18 protein-coding genes are annotated in these 24,823 nt (G+C 76.8%); 5 read left to right on the top strand and 13 right to left on the bottom strand.

The window, feature by feature from the left end:
* Positions 1 to 18 precede the first annotated feature (18 nt).
* The 5 genes from AC1050_RS01385 to AC1050_RS01365 form a co-directional block, all read right to left on the bottom strand.
* Positions 19 to 702 carry a GOLPH3/VPS74 family protein gene (locus AC1050_RS01385; RefSeq protein ID WP_482385592.1) on the bottom strand — a complete coding sequence of 228 codons (684 nt, stop codon included), beginning with the start codon at positions 700 to 702 and terminating at the stop codon, positions 19 to 21.
* Between the two features lie 20 nt (positions 703 to 722).
* Positions 723 to 4,340 (bottom strand): ATP-binding cassette domain-containing protein, encoded by a 3,618-nt coding sequence (locus AC1050_RS01380; protein ID WP_482385591.1) that lies wholly within the window; start codon positions 4,338 to 4,340, stop codon positions 723 to 725.
* 149 nt (positions 4,341 to 4,489) lie between these two features.
* The gene (locus tag AC1050_RS01375; protein WP_482385590.1) at positions 4,490 to 4,855 is read right to left on the bottom strand and encodes a hypothetical protein; all 366 of its coding nucleotides are present in this window, start codon (positions 4,853 to 4,855) and stop codon (positions 4,490 to 4,492) included.
* Positions 4,852 to 6,855 carry an ABC transporter ATP-binding protein gene (locus tag AC1050_RS01370; protein WP_482385589.1) on the bottom strand — a complete coding sequence of 668 codons (2,004 nt, stop codon included), beginning with the start codon at positions 6,853 to 6,855 and terminating at the stop codon, positions 4,852 to 4,854. The genes AC1050_RS01375 and AC1050_RS01370 overlap by 4 nt, the downstream gene beginning before the upstream one ends.
* On the bottom strand, positions 6,852 to 8,585 hold the full coding sequence (locus AC1050_RS01365) for an ABC transporter ATP-binding protein (RefSeq protein WP_482385588.1): 1,734 nt from the start codon (positions 8,583 to 8,585) through the stop codon (positions 6,852 to 6,854). Before AC1050_RS01365 ends, AC1050_RS01370 begins: the two co-directional genes overlap by 4 nt.
* A gap of 565 nt (positions 8,586 to 9,150) precedes the next feature.
* On the opposite strand from AC1050_RS01365, the gene AC1050_RS01360 reads away from it, so the two are divergent.
* The 5 genes from AC1050_RS01360 to AC1050_RS01340 all read left to right on the top strand — a co-directional run bounded on the left by AC1050_RS01360 (position 9,151) and on the right by AC1050_RS01340 (position 15,770).
* Positions 9,151 to 10,110, top strand: coding sequence for a WecB/TagA/CpsF family glycosyltransferase (locus tag AC1050_RS01360; protein WP_482385587.1), 960 nt, complete (start codon positions 9,151 to 9,153; stop codon positions 10,108 to 10,110).
* Positions 10,107 to 11,933 (top strand): glycosyltransferase family 2 protein, encoded by a 1,827-nt coding sequence (locus AC1050_RS01355; protein WP_482385586.1) that lies wholly within the window; start codon positions 10,107 to 10,109, stop codon positions 11,931 to 11,933. The genes AC1050_RS01360 and AC1050_RS01355 overlap by 4 nt, the downstream gene beginning before the upstream one ends.
* The gene (locus tag AC1050_RS01350; protein WP_482385585.1) at positions 11,930 to 13,249 is read left to right on the top strand and encodes a hypothetical protein; all 1,320 of its coding nucleotides are present in this window, start codon (positions 11,930 to 11,932) and stop codon (positions 13,247 to 13,249) included. Before AC1050_RS01355 ends, AC1050_RS01350 begins: the two co-directional genes overlap by 4 nt.
* Positions 13,250 to 13,359: 110 nt before the next feature.
* Positions 13,360 to 14,646: an O-antigen ligase family protein gene (locus AC1050_RS01345; RefSeq protein ID WP_482385584.1), complete on the top strand. Its 1,287-nt coding sequence runs from the start codon at positions 13,360 to 13,362 to the stop codon at positions 14,644 to 14,646.
* Positions 14,625 to 15,770, top strand: a complete 1,146-nt coding sequence (locus AC1050_RS01340) for a YveK family protein (protein ID WP_482385583.1) — start codon at positions 14,625 to 14,627, stop codon at positions 15,768 to 15,770. Before AC1050_RS01345 ends, AC1050_RS01340 begins: the two co-directional genes overlap by 22 nt.
* Before the next feature lie 17 nt (positions 15,771 to 15,787).
* Here the strand turns inward: AC1050_RS01340 and AC1050_RS01335 are convergent, their stop codons facing one another.
* Genes AC1050_RS01335 through AC1050_RS01300 form a run of 8 tightly spaced genes read right to left on the bottom strand, consistent with a single transcriptional unit; the run spans position 15,788 to position 24,810 of the window.
* On the bottom strand, positions 15,788 to 16,675 hold the full coding sequence (locus tag AC1050_RS01335) for a DUF6492 family protein (RefSeq protein WP_482385582.1): 888 nt from the start codon (positions 16,673 to 16,675) through the stop codon (positions 15,788 to 15,790).
* Positions 16,672 to 17,925: a rhamnosyltransferase WsaF family glycosyltransferase gene (locus AC1050_RS01330; RefSeq protein ID WP_482385581.1), complete on the bottom strand. Its 1,254-nt coding sequence runs from the start codon at positions 17,923 to 17,925 to the stop codon at positions 16,672 to 16,674. Before AC1050_RS01330 ends, AC1050_RS01335 begins: the two co-directional genes overlap by 4 nt.
* Positions 17,922 to 19,103, bottom strand: coding sequence for a glycosyltransferase family 2 protein (locus AC1050_RS01325; protein WP_482385580.1), 1,182 nt, complete (start codon positions 19,101 to 19,103; stop codon positions 17,922 to 17,924). Before AC1050_RS01325 ends, AC1050_RS01330 begins: the two co-directional genes overlap by 4 nt.
* Positions 19,100 to 20,635, bottom strand: coding sequence for an oligosaccharide flippase family protein (locus AC1050_RS01320; RefSeq protein ID WP_482385579.1), 1,536 nt, complete (start codon positions 20,633 to 20,635; stop codon positions 19,100 to 19,102). The genes AC1050_RS01325 and AC1050_RS01320 overlap by 4 nt, the downstream gene beginning before the upstream one ends.
* Positions 20,632 to 21,873: a glycosyltransferase family 4 protein gene (locus tag AC1050_RS01315; RefSeq protein WP_482385578.1), complete on the bottom strand. Its 1,242-nt coding sequence runs from the start codon at positions 21,871 to 21,873 to the stop codon at positions 20,632 to 20,634. Before AC1050_RS01315 ends, AC1050_RS01320 begins: the two co-directional genes overlap by 4 nt.
* Entirely contained in the window at positions 21,870 to 22,982 is a 1,113-nt protein-coding gene (locus tag AC1050_RS01310) for a DegT/DnrJ/EryC1/StrS family aminotransferase (protein ID WP_482385577.1), read from the bottom strand. The genes AC1050_RS01315 and AC1050_RS01310 overlap by 4 nt, the downstream gene beginning before the upstream one ends.
* Positions 22,979 to 23,701, bottom strand: a complete 723-nt coding sequence (locus tag AC1050_RS01305; protein WP_482385576.1) for a NeuD/PglB/VioB family sugar acetyltransferase — start codon at positions 23,699 to 23,701, stop codon at positions 22,979 to 22,981. Before AC1050_RS01305 ends, AC1050_RS01310 begins: the two co-directional genes overlap by 4 nt.
* Positions 23,698 to 24,810, bottom strand: coding sequence for a DegT/DnrJ/EryC1/StrS family aminotransferase (locus AC1050_RS01300; protein ID WP_482387213.1), 1,113 nt, complete (start codon positions 24,808 to 24,810; stop codon positions 23,698 to 23,700). Before AC1050_RS01300 ends, AC1050_RS01305 begins: the two co-directional genes overlap by 4 nt.
* Positions 24,811 to 24,823 lie beyond the last annotated feature (13 nt).

Raw genomic sequence — 24,823 nt, 5'->3', positions numbered from 1 at the left:
CCGCTCCGGTTCCGGGTGTCAGCCCGACGTCGCCGTGGTCGCCGCCGTCGCGGCGGTCACGCCGGCGACGATCGCCGCGGTCGACGCGGCGATGGCGTCCTTGACCGCGTCCGCGGCCCACGCGCCCTGGGCGACCTCCTTCGCCCGGCGCCGCACCTCCCGCTTCGGGACGCCGTCGTGGTCCACCGACGCCGGCGCCTTGTCGACCGCCGACAGCAGCGCCACGAGGGCACCCGTGCGCGCGTCCGGCTCCACGCCCTGCACGAGCACCGCGGTGAGGTGGCGCCGGACGTCGACCTCGTGGGCGGTGTCCGCCGCGAGCCAGCGGGTCCGGGGGAACAGCCCGAGCACCTTGTCGTCCTGACGCCGGAGCAGCCCGCGGGCCGCCAGCCGCTCGGCCAGCACGTCCTTCACGCCCTTGCCGAGCCGGTGCACCAGGTCGCTCGCGGAGCGCTCCCGCTCGGCGACCAGCGGCAGCGCCGAGTCGAGCAGCGGGTCGCCCAGCGTGGTGGTGCCCGGTGTGACCGCGACCTTCGCGCCGGACCAGATGCTCGTCCGCTCGCGGACGGTGACCGCGCCGGCCAGCGCGAGCTCGAGCAGCACCGCGCCGCCCAGCGCGACGTCGACGTACGACGACGTCGCGCTGCCCGTCTCGTCGTCGAGCAGCAGGAGCAGCAGGTCCTCGGCGATCAGCGTCGTCATGCCGCCCACGCTAGCGGCGCTCACCCCGCCAGGTGACCCCAGCGGCCGGACAGCTCGCGCCAGGGCCCGACCGCGGCGACGGCGCCCTCGTCGAGCACCACCACCCGGTCGGCCCGGGCCAGCGCCGCCCGCTTGGACGTCGACCCGACCACCGTCGTGCCGCGCTCGCGCAGCGACTGCCACAGCTCGATCTCCGTCGCCGCGTCGAGGGCGCTCGACACGTCGTCGGCCAGCAGCAGCTCGGCGTCGGTCGCCAGCGCCCGGGCGAGCGCGAGGCGCTGCACCTGCCCGCCGGACAGCCGCACCCCGCGGTGCCCGACCAGCGACTCCGGGCCTCCCGCCTCGGCGACGTCGGTGGTCAGCCGGGCCGCCGCCAGCGGTCCGTCGACCTCCCGCGGGTGGTCCAGTCGCACGTTGTCGGCGAACGTCCCGGACAGCACACGCGGCACCTGGGCGACGTGCGCGACGCGTCCCGGCCGCAGGAACGCCTGCGCGTCGGTGACGTCGGCGCCGTTCCACGCGATCCGGCCCGTGTGCTCCATCAGACCGGCCAGCGCCGAGAGCAGGCTGGACTTGCCCGACCCGACCCGGCCGAGCAGCAGCACCAGCTCGCCGCGGTGCAGCGTCAGGTCCACGCCGGCCACCCCGATCGTGCCGTCGTCGTGCACGGCCGCGAGGTCGCGCACCTCGAGCCGGTCCAGCCGCTCGCGGGGGTCCGGGGCCGGCGCGGGTGCGCGGCCGCCGTCGAGGTCCACGCCGGCGGGCAGCGCGACGAGGTCGGTACCCCCGGCGAAGGTCGCGGTCGCCCGTTGCCACGCCCGGGTGCCCGGCGCCTCGGTGACCACCGCGCCCGCCACGACGCCGAACCAGTTGAACCCCGCGACTGCGCCCGCCACCAGCAGCGTGCTCGCGAGGTCCCAGACCCCGGCGAGCAGCGCCCACCAGGCGACGACCGCCCCGACCTGCACCATGATGATCGGCACGCCGTCCAGGACGGCCTGCACCCGGTGCTCCAGCACCGCGGCCTCGACCCGGCCGGAGTCCACCCGCCGCAGGTGCGCGTGCACCTGCGGCGTGCGGGCGGCCAGCTTCACCGTGCGGGCCGCGTCCAGGGCGGACACCAGCGACCGGCCGAACCGCGCACGGGCGGCCGCGGACGAGGTCGCGGACCGTCCCGCGACCGGCCGGCCGAGCAGCGCGCACGCCGCGCTGACCACGAGCACGGCCAGCAGCACGGCCCCGGCCAGCAGCGACCAGCTGAGCAGCGCGGTCACCGCGACCAGCACCAGGCCGTTCACCAGGTCGACCCACCGGTCCGCGTACCGGGCGAACCGGTCCGCGTCGAGCGCGCGCGCCACCACCTCGCCCGGCGGCGTGCGCCGCAGCCGGTGCTGGCGCGTCTGCCCCACGAGCACCGACATCCGGACCCGCAGCAGGATCTCGATCCACCACCGCGGGTAGAGCCGGAACGCCAGCGAGTTGCAGGGCGCGACCAGCAGCAGCAGCACGACCAGCGTCACGACCAGGCCGGTCGCGACCCGGCCCTCCTGCAGCCCCTCGACCGTCCGGCCCCACAGGAACCCGGTGACGGCACCCTGCGCCGCGAACAGGCTCGACGCGAGGAACAGCAGACCGCCGACGACGCCCCACCGGGGTCGCACGACCAGCGCGTGCGCGATGCCGCGCGCCAGGCTCGGCCCGCTGCCCGGGTCGGGCAGCTCCGGCGGCGGACCCGTCCGCCGGCGGGCGCCGAGCCCGGCGTCCCCGTCGGCGGCACCGGTCGCGGTCCCGGGCCCGGCCGAAGCCGGGACGGCGGGTGCCGGCACGGGAGCCGCGGGCGCCTCCGCCGCTGCGCCGGCTCCGTCCGTCCCGTCGAGCGCGTCCTCGTGGCCCTCGCTCCGGCTCGCCGTCAGCAGCGCCCGGAACGGGCCCTCGACCCGCGCGAGCTCGGCGTGCGGACCCTGCTGCACGACGCGCCCGTGGTCCAGCACGACGACCTGCTCCGCGCGCGCCACGGTCCCGAGGCGGTGCGCCACCAGCACCCCGGTCCGGCCGCCCAGCAGCCGCTCGGACGCGGCGACGACGCGTGCCTCGGTGAGCGGGTCCATGCGGGCGGTCGCCTCGTCCAGCACGACGACCTGCACGTCGCGCACCAGCAGGCGTGCGAACGCCACCAGCTGCTCCTCGCCCGCGGACAGCGACGTGCCGCCCGGGCCGAGCACCGTGTCCAGCCCGTCAGGCAGGCCGGCCACCCAGTCGGTGAGCCGCAGCTGCGCCACCGCGTCCACGACCTGCGCGCGGGGCACGTCGGCGAACAGCGCGATGTTCTCGGCGAGCGTGCCCGCCACGATCTCCGTGCGCTGCGTGACCACGCCGACCGCGGCGCGCAGCGCCTGCAGGTCGAGGTCCCGCACGTCGACGCCGCCCAGCAGCACCGTCCCGGGCTCCGGCTCGACCGCGCGCGACAGCAGCGAGGCCAGGGTCGTCTTGCCCGACCCCGTCCGGCCGACCAGAGCGACGGTGTGACCGGCGGGCACCCGCAGCGACACGCCCTGCAGCGCGAACGCGCCCTCGTCGTACGCGAAGTGCAGGTCCCGGACCTCGAGGTCGAGCGGTCCCGGCGGCACCGGCCGTCCGCCGTCGGGCTCCGGCTCGGACTCGAGCAGCTCGCGGATGCGGATGGTCGCGCCGATGCCCTCCTGCAGGTCCGGCAGGTTCCGCGCGAGCTGGTCGAACTGCCCCACGAACTGCGCGGTCACCAGGAACAGCGTCACGAGCCGCGCCACCGACAGGTCGTCGCCCGACGCCAGCAGGACGCCCGCGACGGCGACGGCGGCCAGCAGGACGTGCAGCAGCATCCCCGCCCGGGCGGTCATCGCGGTCTCGACGGCGAGCACCCGGTCCAGCGTGCGGTGCACCAGCGCCGACGCCTCGGCGAGCCGCCGCACGGCGAACGCCTGGCCCCGGCTGGTCCGCAGGTCGTCGCGCGCCGCGACCGCCTCCTCGAAGGCGGCCGCGTTGTCGGTCCACGCGCGCTCCTCGACGACCTTGCGGCGGGTGATCTCGCCCAGCGACGGCCGGACCACGAGGACGACCACGCCGCCGAGCACCGGGAACAGGATCCAGGCGGGCCACCAGGTCAGCCCCGCGACCACCCACATCGGCAGGGTGCCGACCACGGTGCGGCCCATGCCCCACAGCTGGCGGCGGACCAGCGTGCCGACGGCGTGCGTGTCGTCGTCCACCCGGTCCAGCACCTCGCCGACGGCCTGCTCGGTGAGCGTCGCGAGCGGCTGGTGCAGGGCGGCGCTCAGCAGGTCGCCCCGCAGCCGGCCCTCCGCGCGGTCGACCACGCCGGCCCACGCCACCTGACCGACCGAGTCGACCAGGGCCGCCCCGACCAGGCAGAGCGCCAGCAGCGCGACGCCCGCGCCGGTCGGGTCCTCGGCCAGCGCGCCGGCGACGACGGTGCCGAGGGCCTGACCCACCGCGGCCACGGTCAGGGCCAGCAGGGCGAACGCGGCGACCGGGCCACGCAGGCGCCGCCAGTCGAGCCGGCGGGAGGGGTCGGACGGACGGCGCGGCGCGCGGTCGGTGCGCGTCGGGTCGGTGGTGGGTGCGGCGGTGGTGTCGAGCATCGTCCGGCCAGCCTAGGAGCACGGTCGGACACGGCCGAACGGATTTCCGCTCGGCAGCGCGCCACCACGCCGGGCCACCGCGAGGTCGTCGATCCGCGGCTCGACGCCGCGCCCACGACGACCTCCCGGCCCGACGGCAGTGCGGGGCGTCAGGCGCGGGAGGTGCCGTTCGCCCCGTCCACCAGCACCGCGGTGCCGACGGCGAGCACCGCGGCGACGAGCAGCACGGACAGCCACGCGCCGAGGCTCCCGGCGAGCACGTGCGCGCCGGCGAAGCACACCGCGCCGAGCACGACCACGGCGAGCACCCGCGCGACGCCCGCGGCGGGCAGGGCCCGCCACGCGCACCACGCGACGCCGAGCACGAGGACGACGCCGCCGAGCGCGCGGACACCGGTGCCCTGCGCCACCGCGAACCCGACGACCAGGGTCACCGCCGCGACGGCGGCGGTCGGAATCCTCGGCAGCGGCCCGCGCGGGCCGGCAGCCCGCCGGCCCCCGCGGATCTCGGTCACGCCTCCTCCTCGACCAGCGCGCCGGCGAACTGCGACTGGTAGAGCCGGTGGTAGGCCCCGCCGGACGCGATGAGCTCGTCGTGCGTGCCCTTCTCGACGATGGCGCCCTGCTCCATCACGAGGATCAGGTCGGCGTCGCGGATGGTGGACAGCCGGTGCGCGATGACGAACGACGTCCGGCCCTGCCGGAGCGAGGCCATTGCCCGCTGCAGCAGCCGCTCGGTGCGGGTGTCGACCGAGGACGTCGCCTCGTCGAGGATCAGCACCGACGGCCGCGCCACGAACGCGCGGGCGATGGTGAGCAGCTGCTTCTCCCCTGCCGACAGGTTGGCCGCGTCCTCCTCCAGCACGGTGTCGTACCCGTGCGGCAGCGAGTGCACGAACCGGTCGACGTAGGTGGCCTGCGCCGCGGCGAGGATCTCCTCGTCGGTGGCGGACTGCCGGCCGTACCGGATGTTGTCCCGGATGGTCCCGGCGAACAGCCACGGGTCCTGCAGCACCATGCCGGTGCGCGCGCGGGCGTCGTGCCGGCTCAGGGTGGCGATGTCCTGGCCGTTGACCAGGATGCGGCCGCCGTCCAGCTCGTAGAACCGCATGAGCAGGTTCACCAGCGTGGTCTTGCCCGCTCCCGTGGGTCCGACGATCGCCACCGTCTGCCCGGGGCGCACGGTGAACGACAGGTCGGTGATCAGCGGGTGCTCGGGGCTGTAGGAGAACGACACGTGCTCGAACGCGATGGTGCCGTCGCCGTCGGCCGGGGCCGGGGCGTCGACCGCGTCCGGGCGCTGCTCGTCCTCGTCGAGCAGCTGGAACACGCGCTCGGCCGACGCGGTGCCGGACTGCACGACCGCGGCCATGCCGCCGAGCTCGGACAGCGGCTGGGTGAACATCTGGGCGTACTGGATGAACGCCTGCACGCTGCCGAGCCGCATGGTCCCGTTGGCCACCATCAGCCCGCCGAGCACCGCGATGCCGACGTAGGTGAGGTTGCCGACGAACGACATGCCCGGCCAGATGATGCCGGACAGGAACTGCGCCTTGAACGAGGCCTGGTACAGCTCCTCGTTCTCGGCGCGGAACTTGTCGGCGAAGTCGCGGCGGCGGCCGAACACCTTGACCAGGGCGTGCCCGGAGAACGACTCCTCGACGCGTGCGTTGAGCCGGCCGACCTTGCGCCACTGGATGCCGAACGCCTTCTGCGACCTCGGCCCGATCACGCCGAAGATCACGCCCATCAGCGGGATCGACACCAGCGCGACCAGGGCCAGCTGCCAGGAGATCGAGAACATCATCACCAGCACGCCGATCACGGTGAGGATCGAGGTCAGCGCGGTGGACAGCGACTGCTGCATCGTCTGCGTGATGTTGTCGATGTCGTTGGTGACGCGGGAGATCAGCTCGCCGCGCTGCACCTTGTCGAAGTACGCGAGGGGCAGGCGGTTGATCTTGGTCTCGACCTGCTCGCGCAGCCGCCACATGGCACGGACCATGATGATGTTGATGATGTAGCCCTGCAGCCAGGTCAGGAACGCCCCGGCGACGTACAGGGCCAGCACGGTGAGCAGCAGCCGGCCGAGCAGGTCGAAGTCGATGCCGGCGCCCGGCACCAGGCGGTCCATCGCCTCGACCATCCCGGCGAGCTGGTCCTGGCCGCTCGCCCGGAGACCGGCGACGGCCTCGTCCTGGGTGATGCCCTCGGGCAGCTGCCGGGACAGGAAGCCGGAGAACACGGCGTCCGTGGCGCGGCCGAGCACCCGCGGCGCGAGCACCGTGAGCACCACGCCGGCGGCACCGAGCAGCGACACCGCGATCAGGGCGGCGCGGTACGGGCGCAGCAGCCCGATCATCCGGCCGAAGGACGCCTTGAAGTCGTCGGCCTTGCCGGGGGCGACGCCGTCCCAGGAGTCGGACGCGAGCCGCGCGGCCTCCCCCATCTCGATCTCGAGCTTCTCCTCCTCGGTGAGCTCGGGCTGCTCCCGCTGGGCGGTCTTCTCGCTCATGCGCCGGCCTCCACCGCGAGCTGGGACTCCGCGATCTCGCGGTACGTCTGGTTGGTCTCGAGCAGCTGCTCGTGGGTGCCGAGGCCCGCCACGCGGCCGTCCTCGAGCACGAGGATCGCGTCGGCGCCGGTCACGGTGGACACCCGCTGGGCGACGACGATCTTGGTGACCTCGGGCAGCTCGCGCCAGAGCGCCTGCCGGAGCCGGGCGTCGGTCGCGAGGTCGAGCGCCGAGAACGAGTCGTCGAACACGAGCACCGCCGGCCGCCGCACGAGCGCCCGCGCGATGGCGAGGCGCTGTCGCTGCCCGCCGGAGACGTTGGTGCCGCCCTGCGCGATCCGCGCCTCCAGCCCGCCGTCCATCTGCGCGACGAAGTCGCTGGCCTGCGCGATCTCGAGCGCGCGCCACAGGTCCGCGTCGGTGGCGTCCTCCTGGCCGAGGCGCAGGTTGGAGGCCACCGTCCCGGCGAACAGGAACGGCCGCTGCGGAACCAGGCCGATGCCGGCCCACAGGGCCTCGAGCTCGACGTCGCGCACGTCCGCACCGCCGACGCGCACGGCGCCGGACGTCGCGTCGAACAGCCGCGGGATCAGCGAGACGAGCGTGGTCTTGCCCGCGCCCGTCGACCCGATGATCGCGAGGGTCTGCCCCCGGCGGGCCGTGAACGACACGCCGGACAGCACCGGGTGCTCGGCCTCGGGGTACGCGAACGTCACGTCGTCGAGCACGACCTCGCCGGGGTGCGGCAGGTCGAGCACCGGCTCGGTCGGCTCCACGAGGGTCGACTCGCTGGCCAGCACCTCGCTGATCCGCTCGGCCGACACCGCGGCGCGCGGGATCATCACGGTCATGAAGGAGGCCATGAGCACGCCCATGAGGATCTGGCCGATGTACTGCATGAACGCCAGGAGCGTGCCGACCTGCACGTTCCCCGCGTCGACCTCGATGGCGCCGAACCAGATCACCCCGACGACGGTCACGTTGAGCACGAGCATCGCGAGCGGGAACAGCACGACGAACAGGGAGCCGATCTTGCGGCCGACGACCATGATGTCGGTGTTGGCGACGCCGAACCGCTCCGCCTCGATGTCCTCCCGGACGAACGCCCGGACGACCCGCACGCCGGTGAGCTGCTCGCGCATGATCCGGTTGACGGCGTCGAGCTTGGACTGGAACGAGCGGAACAGCGGGACCATCCGGCTGATCACCAGCCCCGCGATGAGCAGCAGCACGGGGACGGACACCGCGATGAGCCAGGACAGCCCGACGTCCTGACGCAGCGCCATCACGACGCCGCCGATCGCGAGCAGCGGGGCGGTCACCAGCATCGTCGCGCCCATCATGGCGAGCATCTGGACCTGCTGGACGTCGTTGGTGTTGCGGGTGATGAGCGAGCCGGCGCCGAACCGCGAGATCTCGCGCTCGGAGAAGCCGCTCACCCGGCCGAACACGTCGTCGCGCAGGTCGCGGCCGACCTGCATCGCCGCGCGGGCGGCGAAGTACGTCGCGATGATCGCCGCGACGATCTGCCCGAGCGACACGGCGAGCATGAAACCGCCGGTGCGCCAGATGTACGCGGTGTCGCCGCGGGCCACGCCCTGGTCGATGATGTCCGCGTTGAGGCTGGGCAGGTAGAGCATGGCCAGCGCCGAGCCGAGCTGGAACACCAGCACGCCGGCGAGGAGCCATCGGTAGGGGCGCAGGTAGCGCAGCAGCAGTCGTCCGAGCACGTCGTCTCTCCAGGTGGCGGGCAGCGAGGTCCGCGACCACGGCCGGACGGGGGGAACCGTCCGTGATCGACTCGTGCGAGGGTACGCACCGCCACCGACACGCACAGCCGCTTTTCGACCACCTAGTGCGCATTGCGGACGCCGTGGGTCGGGGCGGCCGTGCCCGGCGGGCGGCGGGAGGGTAGACCGGCGACCGGCGGGCGGCGAGCGGACGACGCGATTTCACCCGGGGCGCACCCGGCACGCCGGGGAGGCGGTGGAACCACCCTTGTCCCCCGTCCGGAGTACACCCTATGGTCCTCGTGTCCTGGATGTCCGAAATGTCCCTTTCTTGCGGAGACTCCGCACGGAGCCCGGGGATGTGACCGACGGATCGAGCAACGATGCCGACGACCGAGGCGCACGCCGCGCCGCCCACCGGGCGGCCGCCTCCTCGACCCGCCGCGTCGTGCCCACCTGCTTCCCCGCCGCCGGTCGGCCGGCCCGCCGCCCTCGCCCCTCCCGCTCGTGCCCTCCGCGCGCTCCCCCGGCGCCCCGCCGCAGCCGATCCCCCGGACGGTGACGCATGAACGCACGCCCGGCCTGGCCACGTGTCCTGCTCGGCGGGACGCCGGTCGACCTGTTCGAGACGCCCGAGGCCGTGACGGCCATCGTCGGCCACGCCGCGCGCGCTCCCGGCGCGGCCTGGCCGCTCGGGGTGATGAGCGCCAACCTCGACCACATCCACCACTTCGGCTACCACGGGCCGTCGTCGCTGGTCCCGTTCGCCTGGGCCCACCCCGGCGCCGGTGAGCCGTTCCCCGGCAGCTACGCCGGTGCCGTACGCGCCCGGGCCGACCGCCGCGCGGCGCCGCCGGTGCGCTGGCTCAACCTGCTGGACGGGGCCCCGCTGGTCCGGCACGCCGCCCACCTGACCGGCCGGGCCTGGCCCCGGCTCGCGGGCAGCGACCTGGTCGACCCCGTCCTCGACGCGGCGGAGGCCCGCGGGCTCACCGTCGGGTTCCTGGGCGGGCGGCCCGAGGTCCTCGGGACACTGTCCCGCCGGCTCGCGGACGACCGCCCGGGGCTCGTGGTCGGCGGGTTCTGGTCCCCGGAGCGCGCCGAGCTGGACGACGCCGACCGCTGCCGCGTCTGGGCCGAGAAGGTCCGCGCCGCGCGGGTCGACATCCTGGTCGTCGGCCTCGGCAAGCCGCGGCAGGAGCGGTGGATCGTCCGGTACGGCCCGCTGACCGGGGCGTCGGTGCTGCTGGCGTTCGGGGCGGTGGTCGACTTCCTGGCGGGCGTGGTGCCGCGCGCGCCGGAGCCGGTGCGCGAGCACGGGATGGAGTGGGCGTGGCGGCTCGCGCACGAGCCCCGGCGCCTCGCCCGCCGCTACCTGGTGGACGGCCCGCCGGCGTACGAGGTGCTGGCACGGCGCAGCTTCGTGCTGGTCCCCTGCGCGCCGTCGGCCGCCGGCACGGACCCCGGCGACGTGCGGGACGGCACGGCCCGCGCCGCCCGGCCGAGCCCGGCGGTGGCGCCGTGACGACCCAGGCGGAGCGGACGACGGCGGACGCGGGCCCGGACGCTCCGCGGTTCGTCCCCGCGGGCACCCGCGCGACGCTCGGCGTCGTGGTCGTGACGTACGACAGCGCGGGCCACCTGGACCGGCTGCTCGCGAGCCTGCGGCGGGAGGCGGCCGGCACCTCGGTCCGGGTCGTCGTCGTGGACAACGGGTCGTCGGACGCCACCCTGGAGCGGGCGCGGGCGCACGACGACGTCCTGACCGTGGCGGGCCACGGGAACCTCGGCTACGCCGGGGGGATCAACGTCGGGACCCGCCACCTGGCGGACGTCGACGCCGTGCTGGTGCTCAACCCGGACCTGGTCGTGGAGCCCGGTGCGGTCGCGGCGCTGCTGGCCCGCCTGCAGCGGCCGGAGGCGGGACTGGTCCTCCCCCTGCTCCTGCACGACGACGGCACGGTCGCCCCGTCGCTGCGCCGCGAGCCGACCGTCACCCGCGCGCTGGGCGACGCGGTGCTGGGGCGGTACCTCGGCGACCGTCCCGCGTGGCTCTCCGAGACGGTGCGGGACCCGACGGCGTACGCGTGGCCGCACCCGGCCGACTGGGGCACGGGCGCCGCCGTGCTGGTCCGGGCCGCGACCGCGCGATCGGTCGGCGACTGGGACGAGCGGTTCTTCCTCTACTCCGAGGAGACGGACTACTGCCGCCGGGTGCGCGAGGCGGGCTGGGAGGTGTGGTTCGAGCCCGCCGCCCGGGTCCGGCACGCGCAGGGTGGCTCGGGGACCGGACCGCAGCTGACGGCCCTGCTCCAGGTCAACCGCGTCCGCTACGCCCGCAAGCACCGGTCCGCCGCGGCGGCGGGCGCGACGCTGGCCGTCACCGCGCTCACCTCGGCGGCGCGGACGTGGGACCCGGGGCACCGCGCGGCCGTGGGCGCGCTGCTCGTCCCGGCCCGGCGGCGGCTGCTGCCCGGCGCCCGGCCCGTGGTCCGCGCGGCCGCCCCCGCCCCGGACCTCACCACCGGCGTGCACGGTGCCGTGATCGTCCCGGCGCACGACGAGGCGGCGGTGCTCGGCCGGCTGCTCGCCCCCGTGGCACCCTGGGCACGGACGGCGGGCGTGGAGGTCCTGGTGGTCGCCAACGGGTGCACGGACGGCACGGCCGCGGTCGCGCGCGCGTTCCCCGGGGTCCGGGTGCTGGAGCTGCCGCAGGCGTCGAAGGCGCGGGCGCTGGACGCGGGCGACGCCGCCGCGACGGCCGAGCCGCGGCTGTACGTCGACGCGGACGTGCGGGTGCAGCCCGCCGCGCTGGCCGCCGCGCTGCGGGCGCTGGCGGACGGGCCCTGGCTCGCCGCCCGCCCGCCGGCGCGCGTGGACCTGACCGGCGCGTCGGCGCCGGTCCGGGCGTTCCACCGGGCCCGTGCGCGGCTGGGCGTGGGCCGGGACGCGCTGTGGGGCGCCGGCGTCTACGGGCTGTCGGTGGCCGGTCGCGCGCGGCTGGGCCGGTTCCCCGACCTCGTCGCCGACGACCTCTGGGTGGACGGGCTGTTCCGCCCCGAGGAGAAGACCGTCGTCGACGCGCCGCCGGTCGCGGTGACCGCGCCCCGGACGGCCCGGAGCCTGCTGCGGGTGCTGCGCCGCACCTACCGGGGCAACGCCGCGCTCCGCGCCGCCCGCGGGGATCCTCCCGGCACCCGGGTCACCCCGACGGCCCTGCTCCGTACGGTGCGCGGCCCGCGCACGGCGGTCGACGCCGCTGCGTACGCGGTCCTGGTCGCGCTGGCGCGGATCGACCGCCGGCCGGCCGGCTCCCGCTGGGAGCGCGACGAGAGCAGCCGGTCGTGACGCGCCCGGCGCCGGGTCGGCTCGGCCTCGGCGCGGTGCTCGCGGGCGCCGCGCTGGCCGCCGCCGCGTGCGTCCCGTTCCCGGCCGAGGCCGAGCCGGCACCCGCACCGACCTGGCGGGCCGTCGACGGCGGGTCGGGCTACCACGGGCAGTTCGACCCGTCGCTGCCGGCCACGCCCGACTACTTCCCCGTCGGAGTCTGGCTGGAGAGCCTGACCGACCCGGACGACGTCCGGCGCGACCTCGAGGCCGGCCTGAACACGTACGTCGAGCTCACGGAGAACTCCGACCTGACCCTGCTCGAGGGCACGGGGCAGCACGCGCTGGTCGGCCGGGACGACCCGCTCGCCGACGGCTTCGTGCTCGCGGACGAGGTCGACATGTGGGCGGGCGCGGGCGACGCCGGCTGGACCGGCCTGTGGCCCGGGCAGGGCGAGGTGTGCGCGCCGGAGGGCGACGAGACGGCGTGCGGGTTCACCGTGCAGGAGACGGTCCGGTCCGCGCTGCCGGCGACGGGCCTCACCTACGCGAACTACGGCAAGGGCGTGGCGTTCTGGCTCGACGACGCCGACGCGGCGCGGTTCGTCAACGACTACGGCGACGTCGTCTCGGTGGACACCTACTGGTTCACGGACCCCAACATCTGCGGGGCGGGCGAGGGCGGCGGGCTGCTCGGCGGCGGCCGGGAGCTCGCCGAGGCGGACTGCCGCCGCGCCGCCAACTACGGCCGCACCGTCGACCGCGTGCGCTCGCTGGTGCGGCCCGCGGGCTCGCAGCCGGTCTGGGCGTTCGTCGAGCTCGGGCACCCGTTCTCCGAGGACGACGCCCCGACCATCACCGGGCCGCAGGTGCGGGCGGCGGTGTGGAGCAGCGTGATCCACGGCGCGCGCGGGATCGTGTACTTCAACCACAGCTTCGGCGGTGACTGCGAGTCGTTCCACCTGCTGCGCGAACCGTGCGGGGACCCGGTGCGACCGTGGGTCTCGGAGGTGAACGCGCAGCTGGTCGCGCTCGCGCCCGCGCTGAACGCCCCGTTCCTGGACGGCGCGGTGGCTGCCGACGGCCCGGTCGACACCGCGGTCAAGGTCGACGGCGCCGACCAGTACCTGCTGGCCGCGGCCACGCGGGACGGTGCCGGTGAGGTGGCGTTCGACCTGACGTGCGCCGCCGACGGCCCGGTCACCGTGCTCGGCGAGGACCGGGAGCTGGCGGTCGTGGACGGTGTCCTCACGGACGACTTCGCGGACGGCCTGGCCGTGCACCTGTACCGGTACCCGCACGCACCGGACGCCGCCGCCGGGTGCACGGCACCGTGACGCCCGCGACCGGGGCGACCCGCGTGACCGGCGAGGCGGCCGTGACCGACGCCGCTCGCCCTCGCGCCGCACCGGGGGGCACCGCGGCCCCGGCCGCGGACCGGCGGGGGGTGCCGCTGCTGCTCCGCGCGACGCTGCTCACCATCGGCGCCGTGCCCGCGAGCCTGGTGCTGGCCCCGGTCGGCGCGGCGGGGTCCGTCCCGATGCTGCTCAGCCTGCTGCTCGGTGCGTTCTGGCTGGTGTCGTGGGCGTGGGGCCTGCACGACCCGCTCGCGGCACGGCACCCGGGCCGGATCGCGGTCGCGGCGCTGCTGCTGGCGTCGGCGGCGTCCGCCGCCGCGCTCTACGTCGGCACCACGGGCGGCAGCACGGTCGCCGCCCGCGCTGCCGGTGAGCGCTGGCTGCTGCTGGTGCTGGCCAGCGCGGCGCTGGTGACCGTCTGCGCCGAGTGCGTGCGGACCACGGACGACGTGGCCCGGTGCGTGCGCGCGCTGCTGAACGGGTTCTTCGTGTGCTGCCTGGTGGCGCTGGTGCAGTTCGTGTTCTCGGTCGACCCCGTCACGTGGGCGCACCACGTGATGCCGGGCTTCACGGAGAACGGCGGCAGCACGCCGTTCCAGCCGCGCGGCGCGCTGGTCCGCGTCGCCGGGATCGCGTTCTCGCCCATCGAGCTCGGGGTGGTCGCCGCGATGCTGCTGCCGCTGTCGCTGTGGCGGGCCGTGCACGACGCCCAGGGCCGCCGGTGGCTGCACGCGGCCCAGACCGGCGCGCTCGTGCTCGCCGTCACCGTCAGCATCTCCCGGTCGGGCGTCCTCGGGCTCCTGGTGGCGCTGACGGTCGCGCTGCCGTTCCTGACCCGGACCACGCGCCGCTGGGTCCTGGTCGCGGCACCCGTGGCGGTCGCGATGATGTTCCTCGCCGTGCCCGGGCTGGTGAGCACGCTCGGCGGCGCGATCGGGGCCGACAGCTCCGACCCGTCGATCGCCACCCGGCTGGACAACTACCCGCGCGTCGTCGCGATGTACGAGGCCAACCCGGTGCTCGGGCTCGGCCCCGGGAACTACCTGCCGAGCGACGCGCTGCACATCCTGGACAACCAGTACCTGAGCTCCCTGGTCACGCTGGGAGCGGTCGGCGTGGCCGCCACCGTGGTCTACCTGGTGCTGCCGGGGGTCGCCGGCCTGCACGCGGCCCGGACCGCCCGGTCGGCGAGCCTGCGCTGCCTCGCCGGTGCGCTCGCCGCCGGCACGCTCGCCGGCGCGGTGTGCTCCCTGACCTTCGACTCGTTGTCGTTCCCCGTCTTCGCCCTGACCTTCCCCGCGCTCGTGGGGCTGTCCGGCGCCGTCTGGCTGCTCGTGCGCACCGAGGAGGAGCGATGGACCCGACCGACGTCCTGAGGGTGCTGTGGCGGCAGCGGTGGTACGTGCTGCCCGCGCTGCTGCTGACCCTCGCCGCGGCCGCGTACGTGTACGCGCTGGCGCCCCGGTCCTACGAGACCACGGCCACCTACGCCCTGGTGAACCCCGCGGTCCCGACCGAGGAGCAGCTCGACGACGACCCCGCGCTCGCGGCCCTGAACGCGGACAACCCCTACCTGCGGTCGGCGGACCCGAACCTGATCGCCGACGCCGTCCTCGCGCGCCTGGGCGCCGAGGACACCGTGGCGGGCCTCGAGCGGGCGGGGATCGGCACCGACTACGGCGTCGGCCCCGGCCCGACCGGGAACGGCTTCGTCGTCGACATCACCGGGGTCGGCCCGACGCCTGCCGAGGCCATCGCGACCGCGGAGGCCGTCGGGGCCGTCCTCGAGGACGAGCTGCGCGACCTGCAGAAGGTGAACGACGCCGACGACCGCTACCTGTTCACCGCCATCCGGCTCGCCGCGCCGGACGCCGCGACCGAGCAGTTCTCGAGCCGGCTGCGTGCCGTGATCGTGGTGCTGCTCGGCGGCGCGGTGCTGGTGTTCGCGGCGGCGTCGCTCGGGCAGTACCGCTCCCGTGGCGCACGAGCCCGGGACGCGGCGACCGGAACCGGCGAGCAGCCGGCCGCCGTCGCGCCGGTGCCGGTGGGTCCCGAGCGTGCTGCCGGGCCGCCCGGACCGGAGGCCGCGGGGGCGGCGGCACCGGGCGCCGCGGCGACGACCCCGCCGACCACCCCGCCGGCTGCCCCGCCCACCGAGGAACCGGGCGAGCAGCCGGGCGAGCAGCCCGCCGAGCAGCCGGGCGAGCAACTGGCCGCACCACCGGCGGCGCCCGCCACCCGTGCCCGGACGCGGTCGCGGACCCCCGCCGAGCCCCGCACCCGGTCCACGACCGGCCGGAGCCGCTCCGTCCGGACGTCGCCGGAGCCGCCGCCCGGCGGCCGCGAGGCGGCCGGTGCCGCGGACGCGCCCGACCCGTCCGGCGCGCAGCACGCCGACGGCGCCCGGCCGGCCTCGTCGCCCCCGCCCGCCTCGTCGACCCCGCCCCCGCCCGCGGGTCGGCGGCGCGCGGACGTGCCCACGGCCCCGCGGGGCGGCTGACGGTCGGGACGGCGCGCTCAGCGCCCCCCGGCCGGGGCGAGGAGGGTGTCCACCATCCGGCGGCGCAGCTCCGGCGACGTGCCGGACCTCGCCGAGACCATGACGGCGACGTCCTCGGGGCGCAGGCGCGCGACCAGGTCCGCGAGGCCGTCCCCGTCGAGCGGAACCTCGTCGTAGTGCCCCGGGCACCGCATGTCGTCGGTGCGCACGACCTCCCGGCCGCTGGACTCGACCTCGTCCACGAACACGCCGTACAGCACCATCTCGGAGACGTGCAGCTGCCGGCCCACGGCGGTGGCCCACGGCTGCCCGGTCGCCTGCTCGACCCGCGCCAGCAGCCGCCGGACCACGGCGGGCTCCCACGCGCACGGGCAGCACACGTAGTCCGGGCGCACGGCGGCGTCGGTCGGGGGCAGGCCGAGCAGCCGCCGCGCCGCGTCGTGCCAGTGCATGTGCCGCGGCAGGTGCGCGGTGACCGCGCCGTCGCGCCGGTACAGCGGCACCACGCCGCCGGGGGCGAACGTCCGCCCGTCGAACGGCCGCACCATCACCAGGTCGGAGTCCACGACCACGACGACGTCCTCGGTCGCCGCCGCGGCCGCGGCGAGCTTGACCACCTGCTGCGCGACCCAGCCGCGGACCGGGGGGAACGGCCGCCGCGGGTTCACCCAGACGTTGGCCCGCGGCACCTTGCGCAGCTGCCGGGGCAGCACGTCCCGCACGTCGAGGACGGTCGTCCGCGGCCCGGCCAGCGGCGCGAACACCGGCAGGTCGGCGGTGGGCACGACGACCGCGTGCCGGACGTCGGCGGGGGCGAACCGCAGCACGGACCGGTTCAGGTCCGCGCACAGCGCGCGGTCCGGGCGGTAGCTGGGGGTCAGGACGAGCATCGTCGGGCCGGTCATCCCTCCCCCTCCGCGGGTCGCACGGCGACCGTGCCGCGCACGTGCTCCTCCACGAGCCGCACCAGCCGGTCCTGGGCGTCGCGCCACGACCGGCCCGCGACGCTCGCCGCCACGACGGCCGCCCGCCCGACCGGGTCCGGGTGCTCGACCGCCGCGGACAGCGCCGCCGCGACCGCGCCCGGGGTCGGCGCCGCCCACAGGACGTGCGGGTTCGGCAGGTCGGCACGCGCGTCAGGGGCGTCGTTCACCACGGGCAGCGTCCCGGCGGCGAGCATCTCCTCGGCCACCAGCGAGATGTTCGTGAACGACAGGGCCAGGCCCGCCACGGCCGACCCGTAGAGCGCGTTCAGCGCCTCCGGGGTGAGGCCGCCGTGGTGCGTGACGGGCACCCGCAGGTCGCGCGCGGGGTCCCCGTAGACGTGGATCTCCTGCTCCGGGTGCTGCCGGTGGAACCGCTCGAGCGCGAGCCGGGCCAGGTCGTACCCGCGCCGCGCGACGTCCGGCTTCGCGTACAGCACCACGCCGTGCCGCGGTGTCGCCCCCGGCGACCGGTAGACGGCGGTGTCGCAGCCGAACGGCACGACGTCCACCTCCGCCCCGAGCGCCCGCAGGTGCCCCCCGACCATCTCCCCCAGCGCCAGGGCGTGCAGGCCCAGGCGGTAGGAGTCCTCGGCCAGCGCGTGCTGCGCGCCGTGCGGGTAGAAGTACGGCTCGTAGTCCTGCACGAGGTACAGCCGCCGCATCGGGGCGACGCCGCGCCGCGCCAGGACGTGCGCCGACTGCCACGAGGTCGCGATGCAGGCGTCCACGCCCGTGATGCCGTCGGCGACGTCGCGCACCTCGGCACGCACCCTCGGCCAGCCGCGGCGCACCACCGCGGCACGCTGCGCGAGGTCGCCGCCGTGCCGGTCGTAGAGGTAGAGCACGCACCGGTGGCCTGCCTGCTCCAGGGCCTCGACCATCCGGAACATCGTGGTGTGCCCGCCGGACCGCAGGCCCGGCGGCACGGTCAGCCACCCGACGGTCAGCGGGCGGCCCGACGGCGGCGGGGACGGCGGCACGGCCCGTGCGGCCTCCTCGGGGTCCACGACGTCGTCGGGCAGCAGCGGGAAGTCCAGCGCGGCGGCGCCCGTGCGCCGGTAGAGCCGGGCCGCTACCCGCTGCGCCGTCTCGCGGGGACCCATCGCCCGGACCCGGTGCGCGGCGGACACGACGCGACGGCCCGGTGGTGGTGCCGACCAGGGGCTCATGACGTGATCCACCTCCGTCCGGCGGGCGCCGCGACGTCTCCGGCGCCGTCGGGGGTGCCCGGTCCGGCCGGAAGCCCGTCCCGCGTGTACGTGCCCGTCCGCGCCCACCGGTGCGCCCGGCGGACGTCCTCGACCCGCACGGCCGACGCCCGCACCAGCCCGAGCGCCCGCCCGACGGGGCCGGGCGCCGTGCCGAGCGCCGCGTCCAGCCGCCGCCACCGCGCGGACGCCGCCAGCCGCGGCTCCAGCGCGAGCGCCCGCGCGCGCAGCACCCGGACCCGCTCGGGGTCCCGGCGCCCGCGGGCCACCTCGTACCGGCAGGCCCGCAGCGCCTGGCGCACCAGCGCCCGGTGCGCGGCGGCCCGCAGCGCGGGCATCTCCGGCAGGTCCGCCGCGACGCCCGCCGCGAGCTCGTCGAACGCGGCGACGCGCTCGCGGAAGTCCGTCGCGTCGTCGACCTCCCGCGCGGACATGCTCGCCGGGTGGTCCCGGTGCCAGGCCTGGTCGGCGCCCGCGACGTACCCGACGTCCGCGAACGCGGCGAGCCGCAGCCACATCTCCATGTCGTGGGTGTGCGCCAGCGGCCGCTGGCCGCCGACCCGGGTCACCACCGACGTCCGCATGAGGACCTCGGGCGACGTGATGACGTTGCAGCCGTCGGTGCACCGGTCCCGCAGCCACTGCCGGCCCGGCCAGACCGTCCACCGCCGCGCCCGGGTCCGCGCGGGCGGCCGCTCGTCGGTGAAGTGCACCGGGTGCCCGTACACCAGGCCGACCGACGGGTACGCCCGCGCGACGGCGACCGACCGCGCGAGCGACCCGGGGGTGAGCAGGTCGTCGGCGTCCAGGCGGACCAGGAACTCCCCCGACGCGCGCGCCAGCCCGGCGTTGAACGTGTCCACCGGGCCGCGGTTGACGTCGTGCGCCACGACCGTGACCCGCGGGTCGGCGGCGGCGAGGCGGGCCGCGACGGCGCGCGAGTCGTCCGTCGAGGCGTCGTCCACGACCACGACGTCCACCAGCACCCCGGTCTGGTCCAGCGCGCTGCCCACCGCCTCGGCGAGGAACCGGCCGTAGTTGTAGCAGGGCACGACCACGGACACGGTGGCGCCGCCGGTCGCGACGGGCCGGGGCCGGACGCGCACGGTGCCCCGCACCGCCGCGTGGTCGACGGTCACGGGACACCCGCCGGGTCGGCGGGAACCGCGGGGACTGCGGGGCCGGCGCGGGTCGCCCGGAGCGCCCGGACGTCGCGCAGCAGCGGCCGGCCGACCACGGCGAGGTACGCGGCCGTCCCCGCCAGCCCGCCCGCCAGCAGGCCGAGCAGCGGGCTGGTGACGCGCGCCCCCACCAGCCCGGCGAGCACCGCCGTCGGCACGCCGGCCAGCAGGGGCAGCCAGGTGGCCCCGACCAGCCCCCGCAGGTCCGCGCCGCTGCGTCGCACCGCGTGCAGGTACAGCGGGAGCACCACGCCCGCCGCGACGACGACGTGCGCCCACCCGACCCCCGCGGACCCGGCGACCCGCGCACCGACCACCACGGCGGGCACCAGCGCCACCAGCCACGCGAGCTGGACCCAGAGCACCGGCCGGGTCGCCCCGCGGGCGATGAGGTACGTCGCCATCAGGTCGAACACGACGCGCAGCGCGCCGAACGTCGCCAGCGCCGTGAGCGCACCGGCCGCCGGCAGCCAGCGCTCGCCGTACAGCAGCACGACCACCGGCGCGCTCAGGGCGCCGAGCAGGCACGCCACGGGCACCGCGCCGACCCAGGTCAGCCGCACCGCGAGCGTGAGCCCCCCGTCGGCCGCCCGGGGCGGCGCAAGACCCGGCGGAGCCGCTCCCGGCGGCGCGACAGCCGTCGCGTCCCGCTCGTCCAGCCGCGAGAACGCCGCCAGGGCAACCGGCCGGACCGTCTGCCCGATCACCGTCATCGGCCAGCTGGCCACGTTGAACGCCAGCACGTAGTAGCCGAGCGCCACCTCGCCGGCGCCCCGGGCCAGCACCACCTTGTCGACGGCGAGGAGCGCGACGGACAGCAGGTTGGCCCCCGCCAGCGGCACCCCGTACGCGATCGCGCCGCGCGCGAGCGTGCGGTCGAACCCGAACCGCGGCCGGGTGCGGGTCAGCAGGAACTGGGCGGCGGTGGCGCACGGCTGCGCGACCACCCGCGACACCGCCAGCGCCATCGGCCCCCAGCCGGCCAGGACGAGCGCGAGGGTCACGGTGGTGCCGACCACCAGGTCGACCAGGGCGGTCAGGAAGATCTCCCGCTGCTGGAACGCGCGCTGCATCCGCGCGTAGGGCACCACCCCCGCCGCCGACACGACCAGCGTGCCGGCGAGGACCGCGATGACCGGCGCCGCCTGCACGCTGCCCAGCGCGCGGGCCACCGGCACCGCCGACGCCGCCATGGCCGTCGCCAGCAGCACCCCGGCCGCCAGGCTGAGGGTCGCGACCGTCGGCTCGAGGCGCCGGGGCTCGCGGGCGCGCACCAGGTCCGCGCCCAGCCCGAGGTCCACGACGGTCACCAGCACGCCCTGCACCGCGAGGGCGATCGCGAACACGCCGAAGTCCTCCGGCGCGAGCAGCCGGGCCAGCACGATGCCGACCAGCACGCTGCCGAACCGCAGCACCAGGCTGGCCACGCTCCCCCACGCCAGGCCGCGGCCGACCTGGCGGCCCAGCCCGGCGGGCGCCCCGGCGGTCACAGCGCGACCCGGTCGCGGTGCGGCCGCGCCCCGCCGGTCGCCGGCGCCCGCGCCGCCGGTCGCGCGGCGGCCAGCCGCTGGCGCGCGAGCGACGCCTTGAACTTCGCGACGTCGACGGCGCACCGCAGCAGCGCGTCCCGCCGGACCGCGGCGGTCGGCCGGTGCGCCACCGCGTCCGCGTAGACCTGGTCCACCCGGCGGGCCGCCGCGGCGAGGCCGTACGTGTCGCGCACGACGCGGCGCCCGAGCGCCCCCCGCTCGGCGCGCAGCGCGGGGTCGGCCAGCAGCGGCCGCAGCGCGCGCTCCAGGTCGCGGCCGTCTCCCGGGCCGGTGCACATCCACCCCTCGTGCAGGAAGCCGGCCAGCGACCCCGCGTCCAGCGCGCGCCAGGCCCCGCGGTCGCCCTGGACGACCACCGGCTTGCCGAACGCCATGCCCTTGAGCACGGAGCTGCCCATCCCGATCACGACGTCGGCGGCGTCGTAGACCGGGCGGGGGTCCAGCAGCTGACCCGTGACGACCACCACGGGACGGCCGGCCGCGTCGTTCACGGCGGACGCGCGCTCGGCGACGCGACCCGCGACCGGGCCGGTCCCGGCGACCACGAGCCGGACCGGCGTCGTCGCGGCCAGCGCGCCGGCCACGTCGATCGCGGCGAGCACCCCGTCGGCCTTGCCGAGGTCGCCCGACAGCCGGCCGACGACCGAGACCACCAGGTCGCCCGGGTCCAGCCCGAGCCGCTCCCGCGCCCCCGGCCCGCCCCGGCCGGGGGCGTTCAGGACGGTGTCGACCGGCGGCTCGACCAGGTGCACCCGGGGGCGCAGCCCGCGCTGCTGCTCGGCCAGCAGCCGGGTGCCGACCACGAGGGGCTCGTGCCGCGGGACGTGCTCGGGGACGTCCATCGAGAGCACCGTCGTCACCAGCGGCACGCCGAGCGCGCGGTGCGGCCCGAACGCCAGGTCGAGCGACGGTCCCCACTCGTACCCGTGCACCAGGTCGACCCGGCGCTCGGCGACCAGCCGGGTCAGCGCCCGCATGTTGCGGCGGGACGGCCACCGGCCCGCCTGCGGCGCCCGGAAGTAGTCGAGCCCCAGCTCGGCGACCAGTGCGACCAGGTCCCCGTCCGGCCCGAACAGCACGACGTCGTGCCCGTCCTGCGCGGCCTGGTGCGCCAGCTCGACGGCGTTGATCTGGCTGCCCCCGACCTCCATGGTCCCGGGGTAGACCAGGATCCTCACGACGACCCCGCCACGGCGGCGGCGAGCACCTCGACCACGCGCTCCTGCTGCGCCGCGGTCAGGTGCGGGTACATCGGCAGGGACAGCACCCGGGCCGCGGCGGCTTCCGCGACGGGGAACGCGCCGCGTCCGAGCCCCAGGTGCGCGTAGGCGCCCGTCAGGTGCACGGGGACCGGGTAGTGCACCCCGGCGCCGACACCGGCCGCGTGCAGCGCGGCGAGCACGCGGTCCCGCTCCTCGACCTGCACCACGTACAGGTGCCAGACGTCCTCGTTGCCGGCGGCGCTGCCCGGCACCCGCACGCCGTCCACCCCGGCCAGCAGGTCGGCGTACCGGGCCGCGGCGAGGCGGCGCCGCGCGTTCCACCCGGCGAGCCGGCGGAGCTTCGCGGCGAGCACCACGGCCTGGACCGTGTCGAGCCGGCTGTTCATCCCGACGACCTCGTGGTCGTACCGGCGTGCGCTGCCGTGCCCGCCGAGCAGCCGCACGGTCCGGGCGACGTCGGCGTCGTCCGTCGTCACGCCGCCGGCGTCGCCCGCGGCACCGAGGTTCTTGCCCGGGTAGAAGCTGGTGGCGGCCGCCAGCCCCATGCCGCCCGCGGGGCGCCCGTTCCGGAGGGCGCCCTGCGCCTGCGCGGCGTCCTCGACGAGGGGGACGCCCGCGTCCGCCGCGGTCTTCAGCAGCTCCTCGACGGGCGCCACCTGGCCGAACAGGTGCACGGGCACGACCGCGCCGGTGCGCGGGCCGACCGCCGCCCGCGCCGCGGCCGGGTCCATCAGCAGCTGCGCCGGGTCGACGTCGACCGGCACCGGGACCGCCCCGATCCGGGAGGCCGCCTCCGCCGTCGCGACGAACGTGTTGGCCGGCAGCACCACCTCGTCGCCGGGTCCGACGCCGACGGCGCGCAGCGCGAGCTCCAGCGCGTCCGTGCCGTTGGCCACGCCGACGCAGTGCTGCACGCCGACGGCCGCGGCGTAGGCGGCCTCGAACCGGCCGACCGCGGGGCCGCCGACGAACGCCGTCGTCGCGAACACCTCGTCGATGCCGGCGCGGACCTCGTCGTCCACCTCGGCCTGCTGCGCGGCCAGGTCCACCAGGGGGATCCTCACGCGGGCACCGTTCTCTCGTCGTGCTCGTGCTCGTGCTCGAGCTCGAGCCCGGAGCGGGTCTGCCGCAGCGGCCGCGCGGGCACGCCCGCCCAGGTCGCGCCGTCGGGCAGGTCGGTCAGCAGGACGGCGCCCGCGCCGAGCGTCGCGCCGGCGCCGACGCGGAGCCGCTCGCGGACGCACGCCCCCATGCCGAGGGTCGCGCGGGGACCGACCGCCACCCCGCCGCCGAGCGTGACGCCCGCGGCGAGCGTGGCGAAGTCCGCGACCCGGTCGTCGTGGGTCAGCGTCACGTGCGGCATCACCACGACGTGGGCACCCACGTGGACGTCGGCGGTCAGCACGACGCCGGCCAGCAGCACCGAGCCGGGGCCGACGACGCAGCCGGCCGGGACCTCCACCGACGGGTGCACCACCGTCGCCCACCGCCCGGCGCCGACGCCCAGGGCGCGCAGCCGGTCCGCCAGGGCGGCGCGCACGGCGCCGCTGCCCACGCACAGCAGGAGGTCCGCGTCCGGGTGCTCGGTGACCGCCGCCGCGCCGCCGAGCACCGGGACCCCGGCGACGACCCGCCCGTGCGTGCCGGGGTCGTCGTCGAGGACGCCGACCGGGTGGTACGGCGCAGCCGCCCACCGGGGCGACCGCAGCGCGGCCAGCACCTCGCGGGCCAGCCCGCTCGCCCCCACCAGGACGAGCGGCCGCGGCGCGCGCCCGGCCGTCACCGGCCCGCCGACCGGAGCGCGTCGACGACCCGCGCCTGCTCGGACTCGGACAGCCGGTGGTACAGCGGCAGGATCAGGGTCCGGTCGGTCAGCCGCTCCGTCACCGGCAGCGGCGCCGTCGGGTGCCCGGCGTAGGCCGGCTGGCGGTGCGCCGCCATGATGCCGCGCCGGGCCGAGATCTCCGCGGCCGCGAGGTGCGCCAGCAGACCGTCCCGGTCCAGGGGGTGCTCCGCACCGACCTCGACCCAGTAGGACTGGAAGTTGCCGGTGCCCCACGACGGGTCGGTCACCGGGCGCAGCCCCGGGATGTCGGCGAGCTGCTTCGCGTAGCCGGCCGCGAGCTGCCGCCGCCGGTCGACCGCCTCGGCCAGCCGGCCCAGCTGCACGAGGCCGACCGCGGCCTGCAGGTCGGTCATCCGGTAGTTGAACCCGAGCTCGAGGTACTCCTCGGCCGGCGCCAGCGCGCTCGCGTGCCGGTCGGCGGCCGACACGCTCATCGCGTGCTCCCGGAGCCGCCGCGCCCGCTCGGCCCAGTCCGCGCGGCCGGTGGTCACCATGCCGCCCTCCCCGGTGGTGAGGATCTTGCGGGGGTGGAAGGACCAGGCGGCGATCTCGGCGCGGGCGCCCACCGGCCGGCCGCGGTAGGTCGACCCCGCCGCGCAGGCCGCGTCCTCGACGACGACCACGCCGCGGGGGTCGGTCACCGCCCGGATCGCGTCGAGGTCGACCGGCACACCGCCCTGGTCCACCGCGATCACCGCGCGCGTCCGGTCCGTCAGCACGGCCGCGACGGTGTCCGGGGTCAGGTCGCCCGTCGCGGCGTCGACGTCCGCGAACACCGGCCGGGCGCCGACGTAGCGCACGGCGTTGGCCGTGGCGATGAACGAGAACGACGGCACCACCACGTCGTCGCCCGGGCCGACCCCGGCCACGACCAGGGCCAGGTGCAGCGCCGCCGTGCACGAGGAGACCGCCACGGCGTGGTCCGCGCCCTGCGCCGCGGCGAAGGCCCGCTCGAACGCCGCGACCCGCGGGCCCTGGGCCACCCAGCCCGACTCGATCACCTCGGCCACCGCGGCGATCTCCTCCGCGCCGAGCCACGGCTGCATGACGTGGATGCGG

This window comes from Cellulomonas sp. NEAU-ZC6, assembly GCF_056844425.1.
The sequence above is the reverse complement of the archived record's forward strand: the minus strand, read 5'-3'. Positions and strand labels throughout refer to the sequence as shown.